The organism is Robertkochia aurantiaca (assembly GCF_020166495.1).
GTDB classification, from domain to species: domain Bacteria; phylum Bacteroidota; class Bacteroidia; order Flavobacteriales; family Flavobacteriaceae; genus Robertkochia; species Robertkochia aurantiaca.
Map to the genome: position 1 here is coordinate 172908 of NZ_JAINZS010000005.1, position 24303 is coordinate 197210.

Annotated in this window: 26 protein-coding genes; 17 read left to right on the forward strand and 9 right to left on the reverse strand. The window is 45.6% G+C overall.

What is annotated here, in order from left to right; all coding sequences use genetic code 11:
* Nucleotide 1: 1 nt before the first annotated feature.
* The 10 genes from K7R10_RS09475 (at nucleotide 2) to K7R10_RS09520 (ending at nucleotide 10566) form a co-directional block, all read left to right on the forward strand.
* Complete coding sequence (locus K7R10_RS09475; RefSeq protein ID WP_224484465.1) at nucleotides 2-1399, forward strand: methylmalonyl-CoA mutase subunit beta; 1398 nt, start codon at nucleotides 2-4, stop codon at nucleotides 1397-1399.
* 3 nt (nucleotides 1400-1402) lie between these two features.
* Nucleotides 1403-3535, forward strand: coding sequence for a methylmalonyl-CoA mutase (scpA, locus tag K7R10_RS09480; RefSeq protein ID WP_224484466.1), 2133 nt, complete (start codon nucleotides 1403-1405; stop codon nucleotides 3533-3535).
* Nucleotides 3536-3553: 18 nt separating this feature from the next.
* On the forward strand, nucleotides 3554-4435 hold the full coding sequence (locus K7R10_RS09485; protein WP_224484467.1) for an SDR family oxidoreductase: 882 nt from the start codon (nucleotides 3554-3556) through the stop codon (nucleotides 4433-4435).
* A 196-nt stretch (nucleotides 4436-4631) separates the two neighbouring features.
* A complete protein-coding gene (locus K7R10_RS09490; RefSeq protein WP_224484468.1) occupies nucleotides 4632-5405 on the forward strand; it encodes a ParA family protein in 774 nt (257 codons plus the stop codon).
* Nucleotides 5406-5407: 2 nt separating this feature from the next.
* Nucleotides 5408-6310, forward strand: a complete 903-nt coding sequence (locus K7R10_RS09495) for a ParB/RepB/Spo0J family partition protein (protein ID WP_224484469.1) — start codon at nucleotides 5408-5410, stop codon at nucleotides 6308-6310.
* Nucleotides 6310-7056 carry a DUF5683 domain-containing protein gene (locus K7R10_RS09500; protein WP_224484470.1) on the forward strand — a complete coding sequence of 249 codons (747 nt, stop codon included), beginning with the start codon at nucleotides 6310-6312 and terminating at the stop codon, nucleotides 7054-7056. Before K7R10_RS09495 ends, K7R10_RS09500 begins: the two co-directional genes overlap by 1 nt.
* Before the next feature lie 26 nt (nucleotides 7057-7082).
* The gene (dapB, locus tag K7R10_RS09505) at nucleotides 7083-7784 is read left to right on the forward strand and encodes a 4-hydroxy-tetrahydrodipicolinate reductase (RefSeq protein WP_224484471.1); all 702 of its coding nucleotides are present in this window, start codon (nucleotides 7083-7085) and stop codon (nucleotides 7782-7784) included.
* Nucleotides 7785-7896: 112 nt separating this feature from the next.
* Entirely contained in the window at nucleotides 7897-9600 is a 1704-nt protein-coding gene (gene lepB, locus K7R10_RS09510; RefSeq protein WP_224484472.1) for a signal peptidase I, read from the forward strand.
* Nucleotides 9601-9610: 10 nt separating this feature from the next.
* Complete coding sequence (locus tag K7R10_RS09515) at nucleotides 9611-10246, forward strand: WbqC family protein (protein WP_224484473.1); 636 nt, start codon at nucleotides 9611-9613, stop codon at nucleotides 10244-10246.
* Entirely contained in the window at nucleotides 10243-10566 is a 324-nt protein-coding gene (locus K7R10_RS09520) for a DUF6122 family protein (protein WP_224484474.1), read from the forward strand. The genes K7R10_RS09515 and K7R10_RS09520 overlap by 4 nt, the downstream gene beginning before the upstream one ends.
* Here the strand turns inward: K7R10_RS09520 and K7R10_RS09525 are convergent.
* From K7R10_RS09525 to K7R10_RS09555, 7 genes are all read right to left on the reverse strand, one after another.
* Nucleotides 10546-11568 carry an endonuclease/exonuclease/phosphatase family protein gene (locus tag K7R10_RS09525; protein WP_224484475.1) on the reverse strand — a complete coding sequence of 341 codons (1023 nt, stop codon included), beginning with the start codon at nucleotides 11566-11568 and terminating at the stop codon, nucleotides 10546-10548. The genes K7R10_RS09520 and K7R10_RS09525 overlap by 21 nt on opposite strands.
* Before the next feature lie 5 nt (nucleotides 11569-11573).
* Nucleotides 11574-12443: a rhomboid family protein gene (locus K7R10_RS09530; protein ID WP_224484476.1), complete on the reverse strand. Its 870-nt coding sequence runs from the start codon at nucleotides 12441-12443 to the stop codon at nucleotides 11574-11576.
* A gap of 2 nt (nucleotides 12444-12445) precedes the next feature.
* A complete protein-coding gene (locus K7R10_RS09535; protein ID WP_224484477.1) occupies nucleotides 12446-13189 on the reverse strand; it encodes a rhomboid family intramembrane serine protease in 744 nt (247 codons plus the stop codon).
* Nucleotides 13190-15040: a DNA mismatch repair endonuclease MutL gene (gene mutL / locus K7R10_RS09540; RefSeq protein WP_224484478.1), complete on the reverse strand. Its 1851-nt coding sequence runs from the start codon at nucleotides 15038-15040 to the stop codon at nucleotides 13190-13192.
* A complete protein-coding gene (locus tag K7R10_RS09545; protein ID WP_224484479.1) occupies nucleotides 15041-15334 on the reverse strand; it encodes a hypothetical protein in 294 nt (97 codons plus the stop codon).
* 146 nt (nucleotides 15335-15480) lie between these two features.
* A complete protein-coding gene (ribH, locus tag K7R10_RS09550; RefSeq protein ID WP_224484480.1) occupies nucleotides 15481-15969 on the reverse strand; it encodes a 6,7-dimethyl-8-ribityllumazine synthase in 489 nt (162 codons plus the stop codon).
* The gene (locus tag K7R10_RS09555) at nucleotides 15969-16733 is read right to left on the reverse strand and encodes a tetratricopeptide repeat protein (protein WP_224484481.1); all 765 of its coding nucleotides are present in this window, start codon (nucleotides 16731-16733) and stop codon (nucleotides 15969-15971) included. Before K7R10_RS09555 ends, ribH begins: the two co-directional genes overlap by 1 nt.
* 125 nt (nucleotides 16734-16858) lie before the next feature.
* On the opposite strand from K7R10_RS09555, the gene recF reads away from it, so the two are divergent.
* Genes recF through K7R10_RS09570 form a run of 3 tightly spaced genes read left to right on the forward strand, consistent with a single transcriptional unit; the run spans nucleotide 16859 to nucleotide 18674 of the window.
* On the forward strand, nucleotides 16859-17968 hold the full coding sequence (gene recF / locus K7R10_RS09560) for a DNA replication/repair protein RecF (RefSeq protein ID WP_224484482.1): 1110 nt from the start codon (nucleotides 16859-16861) through the stop codon (nucleotides 17966-17968).
* Nucleotides 17961-18377, forward strand: a complete 417-nt coding sequence (locus K7R10_RS09565) for a lipocalin family protein (protein ID WP_224484483.1) — start codon at nucleotides 17961-17963, stop codon at nucleotides 18375-18377. Before recF ends, K7R10_RS09565 begins: the two co-directional genes overlap by 8 nt.
* Nucleotides 18378-18674 carry a DciA family protein gene (locus tag K7R10_RS09570; protein WP_224484484.1) on the forward strand — a complete coding sequence of 99 codons (297 nt, stop codon included), beginning with the start codon at nucleotides 18378-18380 and terminating at the stop codon, nucleotides 18672-18674. It begins immediately after the preceding gene.
* Between the two features lie 51 nt (nucleotides 18675-18725).
* On the opposite strand, the gene K7R10_RS09575 is transcribed toward K7R10_RS09570, so the two are convergent.
* On the reverse strand, nucleotides 18726-19145 hold the full coding sequence (locus tag K7R10_RS09575; protein ID WP_224484485.1) for a nucleoside-diphosphate kinase: 420 nt from the start codon (nucleotides 19143-19145) through the stop codon (nucleotides 18726-18728).
* A gap of 55 nt (nucleotides 19146-19200) precedes the next feature.
* On the reverse strand, nucleotides 19201-20232 hold the full coding sequence (locus K7R10_RS09580) for an alkaline phosphatase D family protein (RefSeq protein WP_224484486.1): 1032 nt from the start codon (nucleotides 20230-20232) through the stop codon (nucleotides 19201-19203).
* 73 nt (nucleotides 20233-20305) lie between these two features.
* Here K7R10_RS09580 and K7R10_RS09585 point away from each other — a divergent pair, with 73 nt between their 5' ends.
* Genes K7R10_RS09585 through K7R10_RS09600 form a run of 4 tightly spaced genes read left to right on the forward strand, consistent with a single transcriptional unit; the run spans nucleotide 20306 to nucleotide 24264 of the window.
* Entirely contained in the window at nucleotides 20306-21322 is a 1017-nt protein-coding gene (locus K7R10_RS09585; RefSeq protein WP_224484487.1) for a DHH family phosphoesterase, read from the forward strand.
* Nucleotides 21319-21888: a gliding motility-associated peptidyl-prolyl isomerase GldI gene (gene gldI, locus K7R10_RS09590; RefSeq protein WP_224484488.1), complete on the forward strand. Its 570-nt coding sequence runs from the start codon at nucleotides 21319-21321 to the stop codon at nucleotides 21886-21888. Before K7R10_RS09585 ends, gldI begins: the two co-directional genes overlap by 4 nt.
* A gap of 19 nt (nucleotides 21889-21907) precedes the next feature.
* The gene (locus K7R10_RS09595) at nucleotides 21908-23083 is read left to right on the forward strand and encodes a peptidylprolyl isomerase (protein WP_224484489.1); all 1176 of its coding nucleotides are present in this window, start codon (nucleotides 21908-21910) and stop codon (nucleotides 23081-23083) included.
* 29 nt (nucleotides 23084-23112) lie between these two features.
* A complete protein-coding gene (locus tag K7R10_RS09600; protein ID WP_224484490.1) occupies nucleotides 23113-24264 on the forward strand; it encodes an alpha/beta hydrolase in 1152 nt (383 codons plus the stop codon).
* The last annotated feature ends 39 nt before the right edge of the window (nucleotides 24265-24303 follow it).

A 24303-nucleotide genomic window follows, 5' to 3' on the forward strand; every position in this document is an offset into this window, starting at 1 on the left:
TATGAGCGAATCGCTTTTTGATGAATTTGAGCCGGTCCCGGCCAAACAATGGAAACAAAAAATTCAGTATGACCTCAAAGGAGCTGATTATAATGAGACCGTGGTTACCCACACCAGGGAAGGCATAGATATCAAACCTTTCTATCACCGTGAAGACCTTGGTGATCTGCAAACCCTTTCGCTCAAAGCAAACCCCTGGTCTGTTACAGAAAAGATCGTTATTACTGAAGACGGATCATGGGCAGAAACAGCTCAAAAGGCCATTGAAGGGGGTGCACAGACCCTGCATTTGGTTTCAGAGGAAGAGAATATTTCTGCGAACAAGCAACTAAATACGATACTGGAACAAGGGCAGCACGTTCTTTTATCGGCCAGTCATATTTCCCGGCAAGACCTTGAAAGCTGGAGCGGAAAAGACTTCGCCGGTAAGCTTACCATCATTACTGATATCATTCAGAGGCTTGCCACTACCGGAAACTGGATCGAAAACCTTGAGAAAGATTTCCAACGTCTGGCGAATCTGATTGATACTTTTTCTGAGATGACGAATCAGAATTCCATAGATCTGGCAATCTCAGCAGATCTTTCTGTCTATCAGAACGCCGGAGCTGATAGTGCACAGCAACTGGCCTATGCGATGTCTCATATGAATGAATACCTGAATTTCTTAAACGAGAAATACGGGGAGAAAAAACCTGTTTTGTGCTTCATGTTTCTCAATGCAGCGGGAAGTAATTATTTTATGGAGATCGCCAAACTCAAAGCTCTGCGCCTTTTGTGGGAAACCTTGTCTGCAGAATACCAAACCGGCAAACCCTGTCGTATTATAAGTTATCCCACCCTGAGGAATAAAACGATCTATGACTACAATGTGAACCTCTTGCGAACCACAACAGAATCGATGAGCAATATATTGGGTGGAGCAGACTTTGTCGGAAACCTTCCCTATAACACCGTTTTTGAAGAGCCTACCGGTTTCGGAGACCGCATTGCACGTAACCAGTTACTTATTCTAAAACACGAGAGTTACTTCGACAAGGTGCTTAATCCTGCCGACGGAGCGTATTATATCGAAAAACTCACGGCTGAACTCGCACAAAAAGGATTGAAACTTTTCAAAGACATCGAAGCTGGCGGCGGTTTCCTTCAGCAACTAAAGGAACATAAAATTCAGAAGAAGATCAGGGAATCGCATCTTCAGGAACAGGAACAATATGATAAAGGGGAACTGACCCTGGTAGGTTCAAACCTCTACCTCAATAAGGAAGAGCGAATGAAAGAGGCGGTGAAGAAACCGGTCACTCCGCAAAAAAGAAGCCGCAAAACCATTATCGAGCCCATCATAGCCAAAAGACTAAGTGAAAAATCAGAACTTCAAAGACTGAAAGAAGAAGAATAGTCCATGAAAAGAAAAGATCTTCAACATATAACGCTGAAACCCTCTTCAGATCAGATAAATAATACCGGATCAGAGATTTTCGAGACTCCGGAAGGTATCGATGTCAAACCGCAATACAGTCGTGAGGATATCGGGGAGCTGCACCATCTCGATTTTGCGGCAGGGATACCGCCTTTTCTCAGAGGTCCTTATTCGACCATGTACGTTAGACGACCCTGGACCATCAGACAATATGCCGGATTTTCAACGGCTGAAGAAAGCAATGCCTTTTACAGGCGAAACCTGGCCGCAGGCCAGAAAGGTCTTTCGGTAGCCTTCGACCTGCCGACCCACCGCGGTTATGATTCTGATCATGAGCGTGTGGTCGGTGATGTGGGAAAGGCCGGGGTGGCCATCGACTCGGTTGAAGACATGAAAATCCTTTTCGACCAGATTCCTCTTGACAAGATGTCTGTATCGATGACCATGAACGGGGCTGTGCTCCCGATCATGGCTTTTTACATCGTGACCGCCGAGGAGCAGGGCGTATCCCCTGAAGCCTTGTCAGGAACGATTCAGAATGATATACTGAAGGAGTTCATGGTGCGGAACACCTACATTTACCCCCCTACCCCTTCCATGAAGATCATTGCCGACATCTTTGCCTATACCAGCAAGAACATGCCACGGTTTAACAGCATAAGCATATCGGGTTACCATATGCAGGAGGCCGGGGCTACCGCCGATATCGAACTGGCATATACTTTATCAGACGGCCTTGAATATATTCGCACGGGGCTTAAGGCAGGAATGGATATCGATAGTTTTGCGCCCCGTCTGTCGTTCTTCTGGGCCATCGGTATGAATCATTTTATGGAAATAGCCAAAATGAGGGCCGGTCGAATGTTGTGGGCAAAAATGATCCGGGAGTTCGAACCTAAGAATGAAAAATCGCTGATGCTTCGTACCCACAGCCAGACCAGTGGATGGAGTCTTACCGAGCAGGATCCTTTTAACAATGTAGCCCGAACCTGTATAGAAGCCGCAGCAGCGGCCTTTGGAGGCACCCAGTCATTGCACACCAATGCTCTTGATGAAGCTATTGCCCTGCCAACAGATTTTTCAGCAAGGATCGCGAGGAATACCCAGATCTTTCTGCAAAAGGAAACAGGTATCAACGACACGGTCGATCCGTGGGCAGGAAGTTATTACGTTGAATCGCTAACGAAAGAGATCGCAGATAAAGCGTGGGAACACATACAGGAAATCGAGAACCTGGGAGGAATGACAAAAGCCATCGAGGCGGGCATTCCAAAAATGCGTATTGAACAGGCAGCAGCCCGTAAACAAGCTCGTATCGACAGTGGCAGGGATGTGATCGTAGGGGTGAATCGCTTTGCCCTCACCGAAGAAGACCCCCTGGAGATATTGGAGGTAGACAACCAAAGCGTACGACAAAAACAACTTGCCCGTATCGCAGAGGTGAAAAGCAAGCGGGATGATAAAAATGTAACCGAGTCTCTTAAGCGCCTTACGCAGGCTGCAGAAAGCGGAGAGGGTAATTTATTGGCCCTTTCGGTAGAAGCCGCCAGAGAAAGAGCTACCTTAGGAGAGATCTCTTCAGCACTTGAAAAGGCCTATGGCCGGTACAAAGCAAAAATTCAAACCTTTAGCGGCGTGTATTCAAAAGAAGTTAACAAAGACGAAAGTTTCGAAAAGGCCAGGAAAATGGCCGATAAATTTGCTGATTCGGAAGGAAGGCGCCCCCGTATCATGATCGCCAAAATGGGACAGGATGGCCACGACCGCGGAGCAAAGGTGGTCGCCACAGGCTACGCAGATGTCGGTTTTGACGTGGATATCGGTCCGCTTTTTCAAACCCCCGCTGAGGCAGCCAAACAAGCGGTTGAAAATGATGTGCATATCCTGGGCGTTTCTTCCCTGGCCGGAGGCCATAAGACCCTTGTACCCCAGGTCATACAGGCGCTGCGTGAATACGGAAGGGAAGATATCATGGTTATCGTTGGCGGTGTGATACCTCGAAAAGACTATGATTTTCTTTTCGATGCGGGAGCCGCAGCCGTTTTCGGCCCCGGTACCCGTATTCCCGATGCCGCGATCAGCATACTTGAAATTCTTATAGACGAAGTCAACTAACAACTTAAAACAACACCAATGGATTACAGTAAAAAAATGTTACGGGACAATGCCCTCGAAGACAAACGAATCGTAGTTACCGGAGGAGGAAGCGGGCTTGGCAAATCCATGTCAAAATACTTTCTTGAACTGGGTGCTAAAGTGGCCATCACTTCCCGCAACCTGGATAAACTTAAAAAAACTGCCGAAGAACTGGAGGCCGAAACCGGAGGTACTTGCCTTCCTGTTCAATGTGATGTGCGTGATTATGAACAAGTGGAGAAAATGCGGGATACTGTGGTCGATGCCTTCGGAAAGGTTGACGTACTGCTCAATAACGCCGCGGGAAATTTTATCTCTCCTACCGAGCGACTCTCTGCCAATGCCTTCGACACCATTATCGACATCGTTCTGAAAGGAACCAAAAACTGTACCCTTGCATTCGGTAAGCATTGGATCGAAACCGAACAGACCAATACGAACGTTTTAAATATAGTGACCACCTATGCCTGGACAGGTTCTGCCTATGTGGTACCTTCTGCTACAGCCAAGGCAGGTGTGCTGGCCATGACCCGAAGCCTGGCCGTAGAATGGGCCAAGTACGGTATGCGGTTCAATGCGATTGCTCCGGGACCGTTCCCGACCAAAGGTGCCTGGGACAGGCTGTTACCGGGAGAACTGAAAGAAAAATTCGATCTCGCTAAAAAAGTCCCCCTCAAACGCGTGGGCGATCATCAGGAACTTGCTAATCTGGCAGCATATCTGGTGTCAGATTTCAGCGCCTACATGAACGGAGAAGTGATCACCATCGATGGAGGCGAATGGCTTAAGGGAGCCGGTCAGTTCAACCTGCTCGAACAGGTGCCCGAACAAATGTGGGACATGCTTGAAGCCATGATCCGCTCAAATAAAAAAGGCTGAGATCAACGATTGTTATGGGTGAATAATTCGGCCTTTTAACCGGATACTGTTCATACCCGAACCAAGGGCGTTATGGGTCAGGAGCTTAGCACAGCCCCTTCTCTCAGAGGCCTGCGCAGGCATTTCATTGTTAACAAAATTCGTTTTCAAAACTCACAAATAATCGTATTTTTACGAGGTAAATCTATTTATTCTTATGGGTAAAATCATTGCTGTGGCAAACCAGAAAGGTGGTGTAGGCAAAACGACCACTTCGGTCAACCTGGCTGCATCGCTGGGGGTATTGGAAAAGAAGGTGTTGCTGATCGATGCAGACCCTCAGGCCAATGCTACCTCAGGTCTTGGTATCGACGTTGAGTCTGTGGAGTACGGTACCTACCAATTGCTGGAACATTCTGTTGTCGCATCCGAAACCATCATAAAAACCGACTCCCCAAATGTAGACCTGATCCCGGCACATATTGACCTTGTGGCCATCGAGATCGAACTGGTCGATAAAGATAACAGGGAATACATGCTCCAGAATGCCATCGAAAGCATCAGAGATAATTACGACTACATTCTGATCGACTGTGCTCCTTCCCTCGGATTACTGACCCTGAACGCACTTACAGCCTCAGATTCTGTGATCATTCCTATACAGTGCGAATACTTCGCCCTGGAAGGTCTTGGCAAACTGTTGAACACCATCAAAAGCGTACAGAAAATACACAATCCGAATCTCGATATCGAAGGATTGCTGCTTACCATGTATGACTCCAGGCTGAGACTTTCTAACCAGGTGGTTGAAGAGGTTCAGAAACATTTCAGCGACATGGTTTTCGACACCATCATTCAGAGAAACGTGCGATTGAGCGAGGCTCCGAGCTACGGGGAAACCATAATTAATTATGACGCAACCAGTAAAGGTGCCACAAATTACCTAAATTTGGCACATGAAATAATCAAAAAGAATAAGCAGGCGGTTTAAGAATGGCAAAAGCGACAAAGAAACAAGCATTAGGAAGAGGATTATCGGCCTTATTGAAAGACCCGGAAAACGATATTCAGTCGGCGTCTGACAAAAATGCTGATAAGGTTGTAGGAAACATAGTTGAGCTGGATATCAATTCGATCGAGGTCAACCCGTTTCAGCCTCGTACTAATTTCAATGAGGAAACCCTTCAGGAATTAGCCGTATCGATCAGAGAATTGGGCGTAATTCAGCCCATCACGGTTCGTAAGGTTGATTTCAACAAATTTCAGCTTGTTTCAGGAGAACGCCGTTTAAGAGCTTCGAAAATTGCCGGGCTTGAAACCATCCCGGCCTATATCAGGATCGCCAACGACCAGGAATCACTGGAAATGGCACTGGTCGAGAACATACAGCGACAAGACCTTGATCCCATCGAAGTGGCTTTATCTTACCAGCGTCTCATCGAAGAGATCAGCATCACCCAGGAACAACTCAGTGACCGGGTGGGTAAAAAGAGATCCACTATTACCAATTACCTGCGATTGCTCAAACTGGACCCGATCATCCAGACCGGAATGCGCGACGGGTTCGTAAGCATGGGCCATGGACGTGCCCTGATCAACATCGAAAGCAAGAAAGATCAGATACAGATCTATGAAAAAGTGATCTCGAACTCTCTTTCGGTGCGTGAAACAGAACGATTGGTTCGTGAATACCAGTTAAAAAACGAGGTCGGTGACGATAAGCCTGCTAAACCCAAGGAAGAGGTACCTGAGTACATCTCAGAAAATCTTGATCACCTCACCGAATACCTCTCTTCTAAAGTAGATGTTAAGGTCGCCAAGAACGGAAAAGGAAGACTGATCATTCCATTCCATTCAAAGGAAGACTTTCTGCGTCTCGCTAAACTATTAAAATAGTGTTCAGGCATTATCTTAGCGCGTTACTGCTGTTGCTTTTCAGTTCAGGTATATATGCCCAGGAAAAGCAACAGGATTCCACCCGTGTAAAAAAAGACAGCGTACCCTCTAAAGTGGTCCCTGCACCGGTAGATCCTACCGCTGAGGGAGAAGTACAACTATGGGAAACCGCCAGCTTGCCGCAAGGACTCACCAATAAACAGCTCAGACAACTGGAGCGTGCTGAAAAGCGACAGCAAAAGGATTTGCGACGCCTGGAACGGATCATGGACCCGAATACTCCCGCAAAAGCAGCCTTCTATTCAGCCATCTTACCGGGATTGGGACAGATCTATAACCGAAGCTACTGGAAAGTTCCCCTGGTATACGGAGCCATAGGAACAGGCGTATACTTTTACATCAACAACACCAACGAATACAATCGATACAGGGATGCCTTCAAAAGAAGGCTGGCAGGCTTTCAGGACGATGAGTTTTACGACATCAACAACAGCGGTATCGTTCCAGGAAATCCTGATGTGAGCGACCAGGCACTGAGGGATGCACAGGAATTCTACCAGAGAAACAGAGACCTTTCACTGGTGATCACCGTCGGACTGTACGTACTAAATATTATTGACGCCAACGTTGATGCTCACCTGAAACAATACAACGTCAACGAGGAGCTGAGCTTTAAACCTTACATGGAACAGAATCCTGCAGATATGCGGCATAATTTCGGGCTCAGCCTGAATTACAGCTTCTGAGCTTTCAAAAATTTAAAAAGAACAGCATGAAAATTGCGATACTCGGATATGGCAAAATGGGCCGGATGATCGAAACCATTGCCCGTGAACGCGGCCATGACATAGTGGCCGTTAAAAAAGATGCAAAAGACGATTTTCATTTTAACGGTGCCGAGGTCGCCATCGATTTCAGCGTTCCCGATGCAGCCATTGAAAATATCACCAGCTGCTTTGAACAAGGTGTACCCGTCGTTTCAGGCACCACCGGATGGCTCGACAACTACGGGCAGGTGATCGAAAAATGCCAGGAACAGAACGGAGCATTCATCTACGCCTCGAACTTCAGCCTGGGAGTCAATATTTTCTTCGAACTCAACAGACATCTGAGCAGGTTGATGAAAGACCAAAAATCTTACACCGCAGCTATCGAAGAAATTCACCATGTACACAAGCTTGATGCACCCAGCGGCACAGCTATCACCCTGGCTGAAGACATGATCGACAACCTGGGCCTGAAAGACTGGTCACTCCAACCCGGGTCTGATGACCAACTGCCTGTAACCTCTCTCAGGGAAGGCGAAGTTCCGGGCACGCACACGGTCACCTATACAAGCGAGGTCGACAAGATTTCCATCAGGCATGAGGCTCTTAACCGTAAGGGCTTCGCTCTGGGGGCAGTGGTGGCAGCAGAGTGGTTGCATGACAAGAAAGGGGTTTTCACCATGAAAGATGTGTTAAACCTGGGTTAAAGTAAACCTCCTTGCTTTTCTCAAAGGACGAACAAGCCCCAAAAGCTGGCAAAAAAAATATATTTTTACCAAAATTATCAGCTACCTGAACTAATAACTAAAAGCTTACAGCATGACGATCACACAGTGGTTCTTATTCTTTCTCCTGGTACAGGTTATCCACTTCCTGGGTACCTGGAAACTATATAAAAAAGCCGGAAGAAAACCCTGGGAGGCTCTTGTACCCGTATATAACGCCGTAATTTTAATGAAGATCATCAACCGCCCCTGGTGGTGGGTGATCCTGCTCTTTATACCGATCATCAACCTGATCATGTTCCCCGTTGTATGGGTGGAAACGATCAGGAGTTTCGGAAGAAACAGTACCCTTGACACCTGGCTGGTAGTCCTGACCCTGGGTCTCTACATCTTTTACGTGAATTACAGCCTGGACGTCACCTATATTGAAGACAGAAGCCTGAAACCGCGAACCGCCACCGGAGAATGGATCAACAGCATTTTGTTCGCGGTGGTTGCAGCGACGCTGGTTCACACGTATTTCATGCAACCCTACGTGATCCCTACCTCCTCTTTGGAGCAGACCCTGCTTGTAGGAGACTTCCTTTTTGTAAGCAAGTTCCATTATGGCGCCCGAACTCCTATGACCACGGTGGCCTTCCCCATGGTTCACGACACCCTGCCGGTTGTAAAAACACGGTCGTATCTCAAAAAACCGCAATTACCCTATTTTCGCCTTCCGGGATTTGAAGATGTCGAAAGAAACGATATCGTGGTCTTCAGCTGGCCTGCCGACACTGTGGAACAGTTCTTTAAGATCACTGATCGCAAGATCAGAAAGCCCATAGACAAGAAATCGAATTACGTTAAAAGAGCGGTGGCCATTCCCGGAGACACACTTTCTATCGAAGATGGTTATGTTTTTATAGATGGTGAAAGAACAGCGCTTCCTGACCGGGCCAAGGTACAGTATTCATATTTGGTTACTTCTGAAAAAGGGGTGCCATCGCAGCCTTTGATCGACGCGGGATCCAGAGAGCTGTCACGAGCCTATGTCGCTCAGAACCTGAACCAGAGCCAGCTTAACGCCTTATCTCCCTACATAAGAAGGGTGGTCAACCAGGATCAGAACGGACTGGTTTTTGAAACCGGAAAGAACGGTATTCCTGTTAAGGTGGTCAGGCAAAACCGCATTAACGTAAAAGAAATTGCCAACTTCCAGAGAGAAGTAACGCTTACAGAAGAGGGAGCAGCCAAATTACGTGAAAACGCCTCGATCGACAGCGTTATTCGCTACGTGATGCCCGAAGATATTCAAAGTGCCTCCTTCTTTCCCAACGACATAAAGTACAGCTGGAACCTGGACAATATGGGTCCCATTTATATTCCTGAACAAGGGGCTACCATTGAGCTGACCCTGGAAAATCTTCCGGTTTACAAAAAGATCATTCGTGAATATGAAAAGAATGAACTCAGCGTAAATGGCAGAGAGATTCTGATCAACGGGCAGCCGGCAGACACTTATACATTCAAGCAGGATTATTACTGGATGATGGGAGATAACCGTCATCGTTCAGAAGACAGCCGCTACTGGGGCTTTGTACCTGAAGACCATATCGTGGGGAAGCCGGTGTTCATCTGGATGAGCATTGAAGGTATCAATGATGGTATCACCAACTGGAAACCCCGTTGGGACCGTATTTTCACCACAGTGGGAGGAAGCGGACAACCACGCTCTTACCTGGTCTATTTTCTGATAGCGCTGGGTATTTGGTTCGCATATAACCAGTACAGAAAGAGAAAGAAGAAAAGCGCATAATCTGCACTAGATGAACGATGCCCGTAAAATATTGATCCACCCGACATATTTTCCGAATGTGGCACATTTCACGGCAATCAGCCAACACGATACGGTGCTTGAAAAGCATGACAACTATCAAAAGCAAACCTATCGTACCCGTTGTCATATTTACAGTCCTAACGGTCTGCAAAGGCTGTCTGTACCCATAAAGCACACAGGCAAACCGGGACATCAGAAAACAAAGGAAGTGGTTATAGAAGACAACTTCGACTGGAAGAAACAGCATTGGAAATCATTGCAGACCGCCTACAGAACGTCACCTTTCTTTGAATTCTACGAAGACGACTTCGCGCCTTTCTTTGAAAAGAAACACAGATACCTGATCGATCTGAACATGGAAAGTATGGCCTTGCTCTCTGAAAATATGCAGCTCGATATGGAAGTGATCTTTTCTGAAAATTATGAACCGGAACCAGACAAATACGAGGATCTACGGTTATTAGTCAATGCCAAAGACAGGCTTATGACACCATTCGAGCCTTACACCCAGGTCTTTGATGAGAAATACGGCTTCCTTTCAAATCTGAGCTCACTTGACCTTCTTTTCAACGAAGGCCCTAATGCCGCTTCTTACCTGGAAAATCAGCCCCTCAGTTTCCAATGATTAGGGAAAGTATTCATTACGGGATTCACTTTCTGCTGCCCGTATTCATAGCCTTTCTCTTTTTCAAGGGAAACAACCGGGTAAAGGTTCTGCTGATATTATGGGCCGGGATTATTATCGATATCGACCATCTCTTGGCAGATCCGGTTTTTAACCCTGACCGCTGCAGTATCGGATACCATTTTCTTCATTCATATATCGCCATCACCGTTTACCTGCTGTTATTGTTACCAAGGTCGACACGCATTCCGGCTTTAGCACTTTGCCTGCACATAATTGCAGACAGCACAGACTGTTACTTAATGTACCTTGATCTGTGAAATGACCGGGTAATGGTCAGAAAGAAATTCATAACGGTTTTTATGAGAGATGACTTCGATCTCTTCCCCCGTAAAAATAAAATCGATTCGCAGGGGGAAATACCTGAAGTAGTATGTTTTTCCCGTACCGGTTCCCTCCTCTTCAAAAGTATCTTTCCCCGAACCCTTTACCTGGTGATAGATCGCTGAGAACTGATTATTATTGAGGTCACCGCAACTGATGGTCTTATAAGGGCTCTGATCACGGTGTTTTACAAAAATGTCTGTCTGGAACTGCTGCATACTGAACGCCTTGCCCATTCGGTTGAGCAATCGGTTACTGTTTTCCTGAGTGAACTCTTCCTTTTCCGGGTTTATCTGGAAAGACTGCAGATGCAGGTTGTACACCCTTAGGGTATCATAATCAAGAACCAGGTCTGCATATATGGCATTGTTACCGGAGTTCGGGAAATCAAGAGATCCTTTACCGGTGATGGGATACTTTGAAAATATGGCCTGCCCCAGTCCCTTATGCTTCATCTCTATATACCTGTGCGGATACATTCGATAGAGATCGTTACCGTTTTTATTTTCGTGATATTCCTGTATACACAGAATATCAGGGTCTTCTTCCCTGATCAGCTCAATGATCTTTTCTTCGGTCTGCTGGTCTTTGATCCATTCGTAGTGATCGAAGATTCTTACGTTATATGACATCACTTTGACAGCACTGTTTGTGATGACCTCCTCGGTACCCGAAAACCGGTAAAGGGAAGTCAAGGCTCCAAAACCGCAAAGAAGCACAACAAACGATAGCCACATCTGTCTTTTTAGATTGATGATCCAATAGAAGAAAAACAGCAGATTACCCACCAGAAGTACGGGAACGATAAGACTGAAGACCGATAATTTCGGAAAGAGTTTGATCGAGAAGTACGGCATGAGAAGTCCCAGCACCAGGAGAACGGCAAATACCACGTTCATGAGGAAGATCCCCTTTTGAAACCAATTCAATTTTTTCATGGGGCTTAGTCTTCTTTACCGGCTTTGAAAAGAAAGTCTTTTTCTTCTTTTGAGAGGCTTTCGTAACCGCTTTTGCTGATCTTATCCAGAATCTCGTCGATCTGTTTCTGGTATTCCTTTTTGGTAGGTTTGCTGTCTGCGTAACTGCCTTTATTTCGTCGGTGCACCGTTTTAAGCGGCGACTTCCTTTTCCCGCTGAACCAGCCTTCCAATCCTGACAATGACCTGTTGATTCCTGAGCCGATATCCTTGCCCTCCATCAGTTTTCTGGCATAAACAAACCCGAGCAATTGTCCGCCAAGATGTGCGATATGCCCCCCTGGATTCCCCATGGGAAGCTGAATAAGGTCTAAGAGCACCACGAACACTCCGATATACCATAATTTCACGTTAAAGAAGATCAGTCGTACTTCCTGGTTAGGGAAATAGGTACATACGAACAGAAGAATGGCCATAACCGCGGCTGAAGCACCGATCAGCGATGAGTTGATCCCCGAGAATACAGGGAAGATATTATAGCTGAGAAGAAAGAAGGCTCCTCCGGCTACCGCTCCCATAAAATACACGTTCAGGAATACCTTAGGGCCGAAATAATTCAGAAAGATCCTTGCTGAAAAATATAACAGCAGCATGTTCCAGAAGATATGCATAAAGCCTCCGTGAAAGAAGGAATAGGTGATCAGGGACCAGGGCTGGAGAATGAAGTCTCCGAAAGCCTTGGGAAGCTCGAACCACTCCATAAAAAAATCACCCTTCAGATTGAACAGGAATACCGAGAGTGCATTTAAAATAAAGACCGCGACATTGATCACGATCAGCTTTTCGGCTATGTTCAGGGTTTTGAACTTATATCGTATATCATTCGTAATACTCATAATTAATCCCAGCGATTATCTTTGAATTGATTCTTCTTCCAATACCACATCATAATAAATCCGAACAGGGCTCCTCCGATATGAGCGAAATGCGCAATTCCACTTCCAAAAATAGAATAGCCCGTTACTCCTGAGAACAGATCCAGACCGATCAGTACCGGAATAAAATATTTGGCCTTGATGGGTACCGGAAGAAATATCAGCATCAGCTCAGCATTTGGAAACATCATACCAAACGCTACCAAAATACCATATATTGCCCCGGAAGCTCCCACGGCAGGTGTCATATAAGACGTTAAGAAATTATCCAGTTTATCTTTAGGCACAACCTCGTACCAGCCGGTATTATACTGACCCCGGGCCAGGGTGTCTAAAATCTCACCACCGTTAAACCCTTCAGCCAGAAGCATTTGAAAGCTATCGTTAAAATAATAATAATTTACCAGAGTATGTATCAAGGCGGCGCCCAAACCCGCAGAAAAATAGAAGAACAGAAACTTTCCTTTTCCCCAGATCTGTTCAAGAGGGGATCCAAAGGCCCATAGGGCATACATATTGAACAGTATATGCATAAAGCCCCCATGCATGAACATATGACTCACCACCTGCCACCAGACGAAATTGTCGTTTTTAGGGAACCAAAGTGAAAACCAGGTATACATCTGTTCTCCCAACAGGGTGGTGGCAATAAAGAACAGTACATTAATAATCAGTATATGCTTAACGGCTTCGGTTATTCTTCCCATTTAAATGAATTTTTTATCGATCTCCTCAACCGTCATCGTGATAAAAGTGGGTCGGTTGAATGGTGTTACACTTGGCTCCTTCGTTGCGAAAAGGTTATTGACCAGCGATTGCTGTTCGGCATCGTTCATAGGCTCCCCGCTTCGTACCGCCAGGGTTTTGCAAAGCGTCTTTGCCAGTTTATCGGCTTGTGAATAGGCGGCATCAGGTATTTCGTTCTGAAAATCTGAAAGCAACTGCTCCAGTACCATTCCCGCTTCACTTTCTCCAACGTTGGCGGGTATTCCTGTAACCTGCAGGCGATCACTCCCGGAAGCCGAAAAGGCGAAACCGGTATTTTCAAGGCTCTCCTTGAGTTCGTTCAGCAAAGAGAGTTCTGTGCTCGAAAGGTTCAGTTCAAGCGGAAATAACAACTGCTGGCTGATTCCCTTCTTAAGCGTCATATTCTTCAGAAACTCTTCATAGAGTATTCGCTGATGTGCCCTGTGCTGATCTATGATCACCATTCCTGATTTGATGGTGCTTACGATATATTTTCTGTTGAGCTGATAGGTCACCGTGTTTTGTGAGGAAATCTCCTTTTCATCAAACAGCTGCCCTGAAACCTCTTCAGACTCCAGTTCGATGGTGGCAAAATCATCAGGATTTTTAGCGCCGACATAGAGGCTTTCCCAGGAACCAGAAGATTTTGAGGTACTCCTGTAGCTTTCCCTTCCTGCCCTGCTTCCCGACTGAGCCGATTCTTCCCTGAACGGGTTAAAATCGGCATCGACCTCAATGGCGGGCATATTGGCCTGTTGCGATCGGTAATCGTAGGGTGTATCTAAATTGGCATCACGGTCAAAATCAAGCACAGGAGCCACATTGAACTGCCCGAGACTATGCTTGATGGCCGAACGGAGAATGGCATACAGACTGTGTTCATCGTCGAATTTCACCTCGGTCTTGGTAGGGTGAATATTGATATCGATACTTTCAGGATCTATTTCCAGAAACAGGAAATAAGAGGGATGGGTCTTATCTTTCAGCAACCCTTCGAAAGCAGCGGTTACGGCGTGATGGAGATATGAATTCTTCACGAAACGGTCGTTCACAAAAAAGAATTGCTCTCCACGGGTCTTTCGTGCGAATTCAGGTTTCCCCACAAAACCCTTCACATGAACGACTTCTGTTTCTTCTTCAACAGGCACCAGCTTTTCGTTGGTTTTCCCACCCAGTATATTGACAATACGCTGCCTGATATTGGAGGAAGGAAGCTTGAAGAGCTCACTACCATTAGAGAAAAGATCGAACCTGATAGCAGGATGCGCCAGGGCCACCCTGTGAAACTCATCTATGATATGCCGAAGCTCAACATTGTCAGATTTCAGGAAGTTTCTCCGGGCCGGTATATTATAAAAAAGGTTTTTGACCAACACAGATGTACCCACCGGAGCGGCCACTACATCCTGGTCGATGAAATCACTTCCTTCGATCTTTATACGCGTAGCTACTTCGTCTTCTTCCCTTCGGGTGGTCATTTCGACCTGGGCAATAGCTGCTATAGACGCCAGCGCCTCTCCCCTGAAACCTTTGGTATGTAAATGAAACAGATCTTCTGCCACCCGTATCTTGGAGGTGGCATGTCTTTCAAAGGATATACGGGCATCGGTAGTGCTCATCCCGGTACCGTTGTCGACAACCTGTACCAGGGTTTTTCCCGCATCCTTAATGATTAATTGTATATGGTCTGCCGCAGCATCGATGGCATTTTCAAGTAGTTCCTTTACCACAGAAGCGGGCCTTTGCACCACCTCTCCTGCTGCGATCTGGTTAGCAACATGGTCGGGTAATAGCTGAATGATATCTGCCATTTAAAATATGGAATCTAGGTTAATATACTTCAGGGCGGCTATGGCGAACATAAATAAAAAAGCCAGAATGACCAGGAAGCGAATCCTTGAATTCATATCAGAGGAAGATTTTCGTGAAGTTTTCCAGTCATCGCGGAAACTCTTCCGGCGATACCCCTTGAAATAATCTTCATCAGACCTGGCTTCCTTGCTTTTTTTCAGATTTTCAAGGCGTTCCTTACGCTCATCATAATACCTGGGGGTATAGCTGTAGGATTTATTTCCGCGTTGTTTGAAAAGTGATGGAAGCTTCATAGTTTCAAATTTACTTAAAATGCCCTAGATGGCAGATGGTGACCTCCTAAAATTTGTTAAGATATCTCCATGCTCAAAAGGGCCTGGAAAGTAAAGTACAAAAAAAGTGCCAGTAATACCGTGAAGCTTTGCCGGGAGAAAAAAGATCAGTCCATTTGGCCTAAAACCGCCATCTTAATGGCTGCAATGGCCGCTTCTGTGCCCTTGTTTCCGTGTTTGCCCCCGCTTCTTGCACGAGCCTGCTCCATGTTGTCATCGGTAAGAACACAAAAGATCACGGGCACATCATGCTGCACGTTAAGATCTTTGATTCCGTTGGCCGTGGCCTGGCATACAAAGTCAAAATGACGGGTTTCACCCTGAATCACGCTTCCGATGGCTATAATAGCATCGGGATCGTGCCACTTGATCATTTGTTTGCATCCAAACGTCAGTTCGAAACTGCCGGGTACGTTCCAGCGAATAAGGTTCTTTTTCTGGGCACCACAATCGAGTAATGCCTCATGAGCCCCTTGAAACAGGGCCTCGGTAATCTCTTCGTTCCATTCAGAAACGACGATCCCAAACCGAAGGTTTTTCGCGTTTGGGATCGTTGTTTTATCGTAAGAAGATAAATTTTTATTCTCGGTGGCCATTATTTACTTAGCGTTTCTGCCCTTCCGATAAAGATATCTATAGTTCTTGCTTCTTCAGAAGAAGGGTATTCTTCTTTGATTCTGTTAAAATACTCCACGGCTTTGCCGTACTCTCCGAGTTCCATAGAAACGGTTCCGGCCTTGAAAAGGAATTTGGGAGCCGTAAAGTTATTATCGTTATGAGCGATAGCCTTGTCATACCAGGCAATGGCATCAGCTTCCTGCCCCAGTTGTACAAAAGCGTCTCCGATACCTCCCTTGGCAAGAGCCCCCAGAATAGGATCTTCAGACTCGAACTCTTCAAGATACTGAATAGCCTCCTGATATTGCTGGGTGTTCAGATATGCCATACCTGCACTGTAATGCGCGAGGTTAGCCGCCTTGGTTCCACTGTAATTTTCAATGATATCAAGCAAACCATATTTCCCTTCAGCTCCGTTAAGGGCAAGTCCGTAAAGCGAATCCTTGGCAGTACTGTTCACCGCCTCATCGAAATACTGCTGCGCAAAGAACATTTCGTTCGATGCCTCGGCCTCTTTCGGGTTTTGAACGAACTGCTGATAACCGAGATAGCCTAACACCACGACTACGATCACCCCGATACCGGTAAGAATGTATTGCTGGTTTCTTGAAACCCACTCTTCGGTCTTACTGGCGCTTTCATCTAAAGTACTGAAAACCTCTTCGGTTGCACTGTGTTCATCTGCAACTCGCTCTTCCTTATTCGTCTTTGATTTGTAGCCTCTTTTCTTGTACGTAGCCATTAATTCATGTTTTGATAAGCCCCGCAAAAATATAATTTTTATTGAAATAGGAAAGGGTATTTATTTGAATATTTTCGATAATTTGCGCTGCAGGAAGGCCGACTTTTCGTAAGTTGAATGATGCTATGGTTTTAGAAGAACTCTCCCTTATAAACTACAAGAATTTCGACTCGGTCACCTTCGAATTCGATCCGAAGATCAATTGTTTCGTGGGTGACAACGGGATAGGAAAGACCAATGCCCTGGATGCCATATATCACCTGGCATTCGGGAAGAGCTATTTCAACCCTATCGCTTCACAGAATATTCGCCACGGTGAAGACTTCTACATGATCGATGGCCGTTTTGAGAAGAACGGTAAAAAAGAAAAGGTGGTCTGCAGCCTGAAGAAAGGACAGAAAAAGACCATTAAGAAAAACGGAAAGGAATACGAAAAGCTCTCAGATCATGTAGGCTTTGTTCCCCTTGTGATCATCTCCCCCTCAGACCGCGACCTCATTATAGAGGGAAGTGACACCAGGCGGAAGTTTATGGACGGTGTGATCGCCCAAAGCGACAAAACCTATCTGCATAACCTGATTCGTTATAACAAGGTGGTGGCGCAACGCAATTCCCTTCTCAAGTATTTTGCCGCGAACCATACCTTTGAACCCGAAACGCTATCGGTATACAATGCACAAATGATTCAGTACGGTGTACCGATCTTCGAATCCCGTAAGGCCTTTTTGAAAGCATTCATCCCTATATTTAAAAGTCGCTATGAGACCATCGCCAGGAAACAGGAGGAGATCGGGCTGAGCTACAAAAGTAAACTTCACGAGCAGCAGCTTGAAGATTTGTTAAAGAAGAATCTTGACAGAGACCGCAGCATGCAGTATACCACCGTAGGTCCGCATAAAGACGATCTGAATTTCGAAATAGGCGGTTATCCCATCAAAAAGTTCGGAAGCCAGGGACAGCAGAAGTCGTTCCTGATTGCCCTGAAACTCGCACAGTTTGATTTCATCAAGGAACTGGCCGGCGACAGCCCGATATTGCTTCTGGATGATATTTTTGACAAGCTCGATGAAAACAGGGTTTCACAGATCGTATCTTTGGTGGAGGATGATGATTTCGGACAGCTCTTCATCAGCGACACTCATGGTGACAGAACCGAAGCCGTGGTGCGCTCAACCCATCAGAGCTACAAGATGATCCCGTTAAGGCAGGAACTAAAAAACACAAAAGATGTATAAAAAGCTCGCTCTGCTAATGGTTGTTTGTGCAACCGCCTGTTCAAAACCACCCGAAGTAACCCCCGAAAAACTGAGTGGATACTGGGAGATCTCCGAAGTGAAACTTCCCGACGGAGAAACAAAAGAATACCGGGGCAGCACCACGGTCGATTATTTCGAGCTGCACGCAGATTCAACAGGATTTCGCAAAAAGATGCAACCCCGGCTTGATGGTACCTTTGTCACCAGCGATGACACTGAAAATTTCACCCTGTTAAGCAATGAAGGCGTTCCCGAACTGCATTTCACCCACCGTTTAGCAACCCATCAGGAAGAGATCATGGAGCTGGAGATGAACCGGCTGGTTCTCAGAAACGACGAAGACCTGACCTATATCTACAAAAGATTTGAACCCATTGACCTGAAATAAATGGCAAAAAGACACAACGAATACCGTTCACTTCAGGATGCCCTGAAGGAGTTCGTCAGCGAGAATAAACTGGAGAAAGGCCTCGAAAAGATTTCGGCCAGAGACGCCTGGAAGAATCTGATGGGTAACGGGGTCAACTCATACACAACAGCCGTCGAACTGAAAGGCGACACCCTCTACGTATCCCTGTCATCTTCGGTGCTCAGGAACGAGCTGAGCTTCGGAAAACAGAAGATCATCGAAATGATCAACGAAGAACTCGGCAGCGAAGTGGTAAAAAAAGTAGTGCTGAGATAATAAAAAAGCCGGTGAAAACACCGGCTTTTTTATTGGATATAAGTTGATATCTTAGAAAATCTCTCTTCCGGCAAAATGGAAGGCCGCTTCTATTTCAGCGTTTTCATCACTATCTGAACCGTGAACGGCATTTTCACCGATAGAGGTTGCATATAGCTTTCTGATCGTTCCTTCAGCAGCCTCTTCAGGGTTTGTAGCCCCGATCAGGGTTCTGAAATCTTCAACCGCGTTGCTCTTTTCAAGTACAGCAGCCACGATAGGGCCTCTTGTCATGAATTCTACCAATTCTCCGAAGAACGGACGTTCTTTGTGGATAGCGTAGAATTCTTCAGCATCACGCTTGCTAAGTTGCGTAAACTTCATCGCTACGATCTTAAAGCCTGCGGAAGTGATCTTTTCAAGTATAGCGCCTATGTGCCCGTTTTCCACGGCATCAGGCTTGATCATTGTAAAAGTTCTGTTCGTTGCCATTGTCATTTTTTAATATGGGCGCAAAAGTAAGGCTTTTAATTCATTCTGCAAGCCTTTAATAGGCCTGCTTCAGCTCCTGTAAGGTTAAATTACCGTTACTTTTCATCTTCATGGTGGCAGACTTCTGTATGAGATCCAGCTCCAGCAAGCCAAAACTCTCCATATTGATAACCTCCCCTACCCGATACGGGTTCTCTTCCCCCGGGAAATCACTCCAGGCCCTGTTCAAACCGCTGGAGGTGAAATCGATCAACGGATAAGGCAATCCTTCGAGATTGATCTGTGAGAACTCTGAAATGTGCCGGTCGCCCGAAACAATGATCACCCCCCTGGCACCGCTCTTCTCTATCAAATCGAAAAGCCGCTTTCTTTCATGCGGAAAATTCCCCCAGGTTTCATACCCATGTTCGTCTGAAAGCACTTGTATACTACTCATGATCACATTAAATGTGGCATCTGATTTCATAAGCTCTTTCTCCAGCCACTCCCATTGTTCCTCCCCGAGTATGGTTCCCCTGCCGTCTTTGGCCGGCATATATCGTTTGTTTTCCTCTCCGAGGTTCTTGGTAAGCGGACTTCTGAAGTATCGGGTGTCCAGATTGATCAGCCTCACCTTACCTTCCCTGGTGGGAAATACATGAGAGCTGTAAACCCCTTTCCTCGCCCTTCTTATATGTTTCTTCGGCACATCCATGAAGTCCAGGAAGAGATCCTGTGATTCTTCCTTTTTCTCATAATCTTCTCCTCCATCATTCAGGCCGTAATCATGATCATCCCAGGTACCGGTTACCAGCATCTGATCTTTCACTTCCCTGTAGCCTTTCTGATAGCGCTGCTCTTCATACATCTTCCGCATTTCCCGCATATCATAGGTGTCTGCGTATATGTTATCACCACCCCAGACCCAAACCTGCGGATCGTTCTTCAATACATCATCCCAAAGGTAATTGGGTTTGTCCTGAACATTACAAGACCCGAATGCCATTATGAACTTCCCGTTCTCGGTGGGGTAAAGATTCTCGGTTTTTGAAGCTCCGCAACCGGACAATAAAGGCAGAGCCAGAAAGAGCAGGAAAAGTCGATTCATAGTATAGTATTTACCTACAAATGTAACATTAGTTTTTAAACTAATATGTTATTAAATCGTATATTAGCGGGCTATGAAAAAGGAAGAGCTAAACCACCTTAAAGACACACTTTCCAGCCCACAGCACATACTTATCATTCCTCACAAAAATCCTGACGGAGACGCAATGGGCTCCTGCCTCGGACTGATGAGGGCACTGGAAAAGAGAGGCCATGAAGCTTTTGTTCTGGCACCCAATGATTACCCCGAATTCCTGAAGTGGCTGCCCGGCACTGAAAAGGTCATGGTTTATGAACAGGACAGGAACAGAGCTGCGGAAGAAATTAAAAAGGCTTCCCTGGTATTTACCCTTGATTTCAATTCACTGGGACGCATCGGAGACCTGTCGCAGGAGCTCGAAAACTACGAAGGTGATTACGTGATGATCGACCATCACCAGCAACCTGACGATTACGCCCGGTTCACCTATTCAGACCCGAACATGAGCAGTACCTGTGAAATGGTATACGACTTTCTGGAAAAAATGGAGCTATCATCTGAGATCGATGAACAGACAGCAACCTGTCTGTATACCGGCATCATGACCGATACCGGCTCTTTCAGGTTCCCTTCGACCACCAGTCGCACCCACCGGGTCATAGCAGACCTGATCGACCGGGGAGCCCGCAACGACCAGATACACGGCGCTGTTTTCGATTCAAATTCTCTTGATAAATTGCACCTTTTGGGCTGTGCCCTGAAAAACCTGGTAACCCTGGAAGAGTATCATACGGCCTATATCAGTCTTTCACAGGAAGAACTGGACCAGCATAATTTCAAAAAAGGCGACACTGAAGGTTTTGTTAATTACGGACTTTCTTTGACGGGTATTAAATTTGCAGTTATATTTATCGAAAACAAACAGGAGGGGATCATTAAGATTTCCTTTCGGTCAAAAGGAGATTTCTCGGTCAACGATTTTGCCCGGAGTCATTTCAACGGAGGTGGCCATATCAATGCCGCCGGCGGAAGAAGTGAATTGAACCTTGAAAAAACCATTGAAAAATTCAGGGACCTTTTACCACGTTATAAAAACGAATTACAACCATGAAGAAAATAACCCCGATTTTGCTCATGTTAATGGTCCTGGCCATAGGCTGCAAGGGTCCCGAAGCCAGAAGGCCGGTAAGTGCCAAATCAGGCACCTTCATGAAAAATTCGATCGAGCGGAATAAAGAACTGCTGGAATTCGAAGAAAAACAAATTGCAGAGATCACCCAAAAAGACTCCCTGAACACCTATATCACCTCAGCGAACGGGTACTCATTCTATTATGTTCAGAAAGACACCACAGAAGGTTACCTTCCCCGTGAAGGCGACCTGGTTCGTATCACCTATGACCTGCGCACCCTGGAGGAAGATACGATCTATAGCAGTAAAGAGATCGGAACCATCGATTTCAGAATAGATAAGGAAGAGTATTTTCCCGGACTCAGAACTGCGGTTAAACTATTGAGAAAAGGCGAAAAAGCCACCTTTTACTTTCCGTCGTCCCTCGCCTATGGCTATCACGGTGACGATGACCGTATCGGAACCAACATTCCCCTGGTGAGCACTATTTCGCTTATCGACATTATCGAAAAGACCGAAGATACCACTCCGAGTAAAACACCTTAATTTTTAAAATAGAACCTCAATGAAGAAACTATTATTGCTATGCCTGACCGCCTTTGCTGTTTCTGCCTGTTCAAGCGGAAAATACGGAGATCTTGGAGATGGCCTATACGCTGATATACAAACCAACAAAGGTGACATGATCGTAAAGCTTTTTTACGATAAGACACCGGTAACCGTAGCTAATTTTGTTTCCCTGGCAGAAGGCACCAATCCATTTGTAAAGGAAGAATACAAAGACAAGAAATATTACGAAGGTGTCACCTTTCACCGGGTGATCGACAGCTTTATGATACAGGCAGGCGACCCTACCGGTACCGGTCGCGGAGGCCCCGGCTATCGTTTCAAAGATGAATTTGCTGAAGATCTTCGTCATGACAAGAAGGGAATTCTCTCCATGGCCAACGCCGGTTTCGGAACCAACGGAAGCCAGTTCTTCATCACACATGCGGCCACCCCCTTCCTGGACGCATATGATGCAGAGGGCAACCCAAAGCCTTGTGAATTCAGAAATGTGAGTTGTCATAGTGTTTTCGGAGAAGTGGTCGAAGGCATGGAGGTCGTTGACACCATCGCCACTGTAGAAACCTCTCAGGATCGCATGAACAAAGACCGACCGAAAGAAGATGTGGTGATCAATAACATCCAGATCGTCAGAAAAGGTAAGGAAGCTAAGAATTTTGATGCCGTACAGGTGATGACCGATTATTTCGAGGAAGAGGAATCCAAAGGAAAAGCGGTGGAAGAGGCAAAGGCTGAAATAGCTGCAACCTTTAAAGAACAAAAGGAAAAAGCCGAAAGAACTCCTTCGGGCCTTGGTTACCTGGTGATGGAAGAAGGTAACGGCAACAAACCTTCACTCGGCCAAACCGTGATGGTAAATTATGCCGGTTTCTACGAGAACGGAGAACTTTTCGATACCAGCTGGAAAGAAGTAGCCGAAAAATTCGGGAAGCTCGATCAGCAAAGAATGAGCCAGGGAATGTATCGGCCGGTTCCGATGAGAATTCATCCCGACATGACGTTAATCCCCGGTTTTAAGGAAGGCCTTAACATGATGGAAGAAGGCGAAAAACTAAGACTTTTCATCCCATCACACCTGGGTTACGGTGAAGCGGGTTACGGCCCTATTCCACCGAACACCGACCTGGTATTTGACCTGAAGATCGTAGAAATTCAGCAAAATCAAGGCCAATAAAAGCAAGTAAACGCTCTAAATCAATCATTATGAAGAATATATGCATCGGGATCTTCTTCCTGTGTTGCATGACATCTTTTTGCCAAAAAACAGACACTCTCACATTCTTTTCTCCTGCTTTTCAGGAAGTGAGAAACGTTTACATACAAACCCCTAATTCATTAAAGTATGCATCCGATTCTGTTCGTTTTCCCGTCATCTATGTACTAGACGGTCAGCACGAGTGGTTTGTTAACCCAGTTACAAACACGGTTAATTATCTTCAATACACACATGAAGTACCCCAGGCTTTGCTGGTTATCATTCCTCATGAGAATAGAAGATCTGAAGCTGCCTTCAAAGAATTGGACCAGAATCTTGCCCTGCATGATTTCATTACGAAAGACCTGGAACAGCAGATCAAAAATTACAACATAGGTGATCACAGAATGATCATCGGGCATTCATTCACAGCCTCTTTCGCTCTTTATTCATTTCTAAAGGAGCCTGATTTCTATGATGCAGTTATCGCGAACACACCTCTTCACGGACTGGAAGAGCTGGTAATAGCTTTGAAAAATACTTCACCAGCACTGAGAAATCACATAGCTATTTCAATAGGAGGACCAGAAAATGGAAAGGATCTTTATCATAGAAAAAGATACGATGAGTTAAAGTCAAAATACCCCGATTTGTTTGATGAGATCATAACCTTTGAAGCTGATCATGCAACACATAATGCAGTCCCTATCGTTTCAAATCCTTATATACTGAATAAAATTTATTCAAATTATAAAACAAGATATGACCGGATAGCGGAAGTCGATCAAAATTATCAACTCAAAAAATCTCCGGAATCACCAGAAAGCATCGTACAGGATATAAAAACATTATCCAAAATCGATGAAGACTTCATTGCTCCCGATATTGCAGCTTTGAACGGGATTGCCTCTCGATTTTTAAATAGTGATTTTGAGGAGCATGCTACCAGGGTATACAATTTGGGATTAGAATACTATCCGAAATTCTGGGGATTTCATATTTCCCTCTACCAAATTGAGAAGGAAAAGTCAATATCTTCAGCTAAAAACCACCTGTTGCTGGCAGAAAAATACCTTGACCAACTGGACATCGGATTGAATGAGTATGATGAAGTTAAAAAATTCATCCTATCAGAAAAAGAAAGGCATGTTTGGCAATAGCATATACCAATAAAAAAGCCCGGTTCGAACCGGACTTTT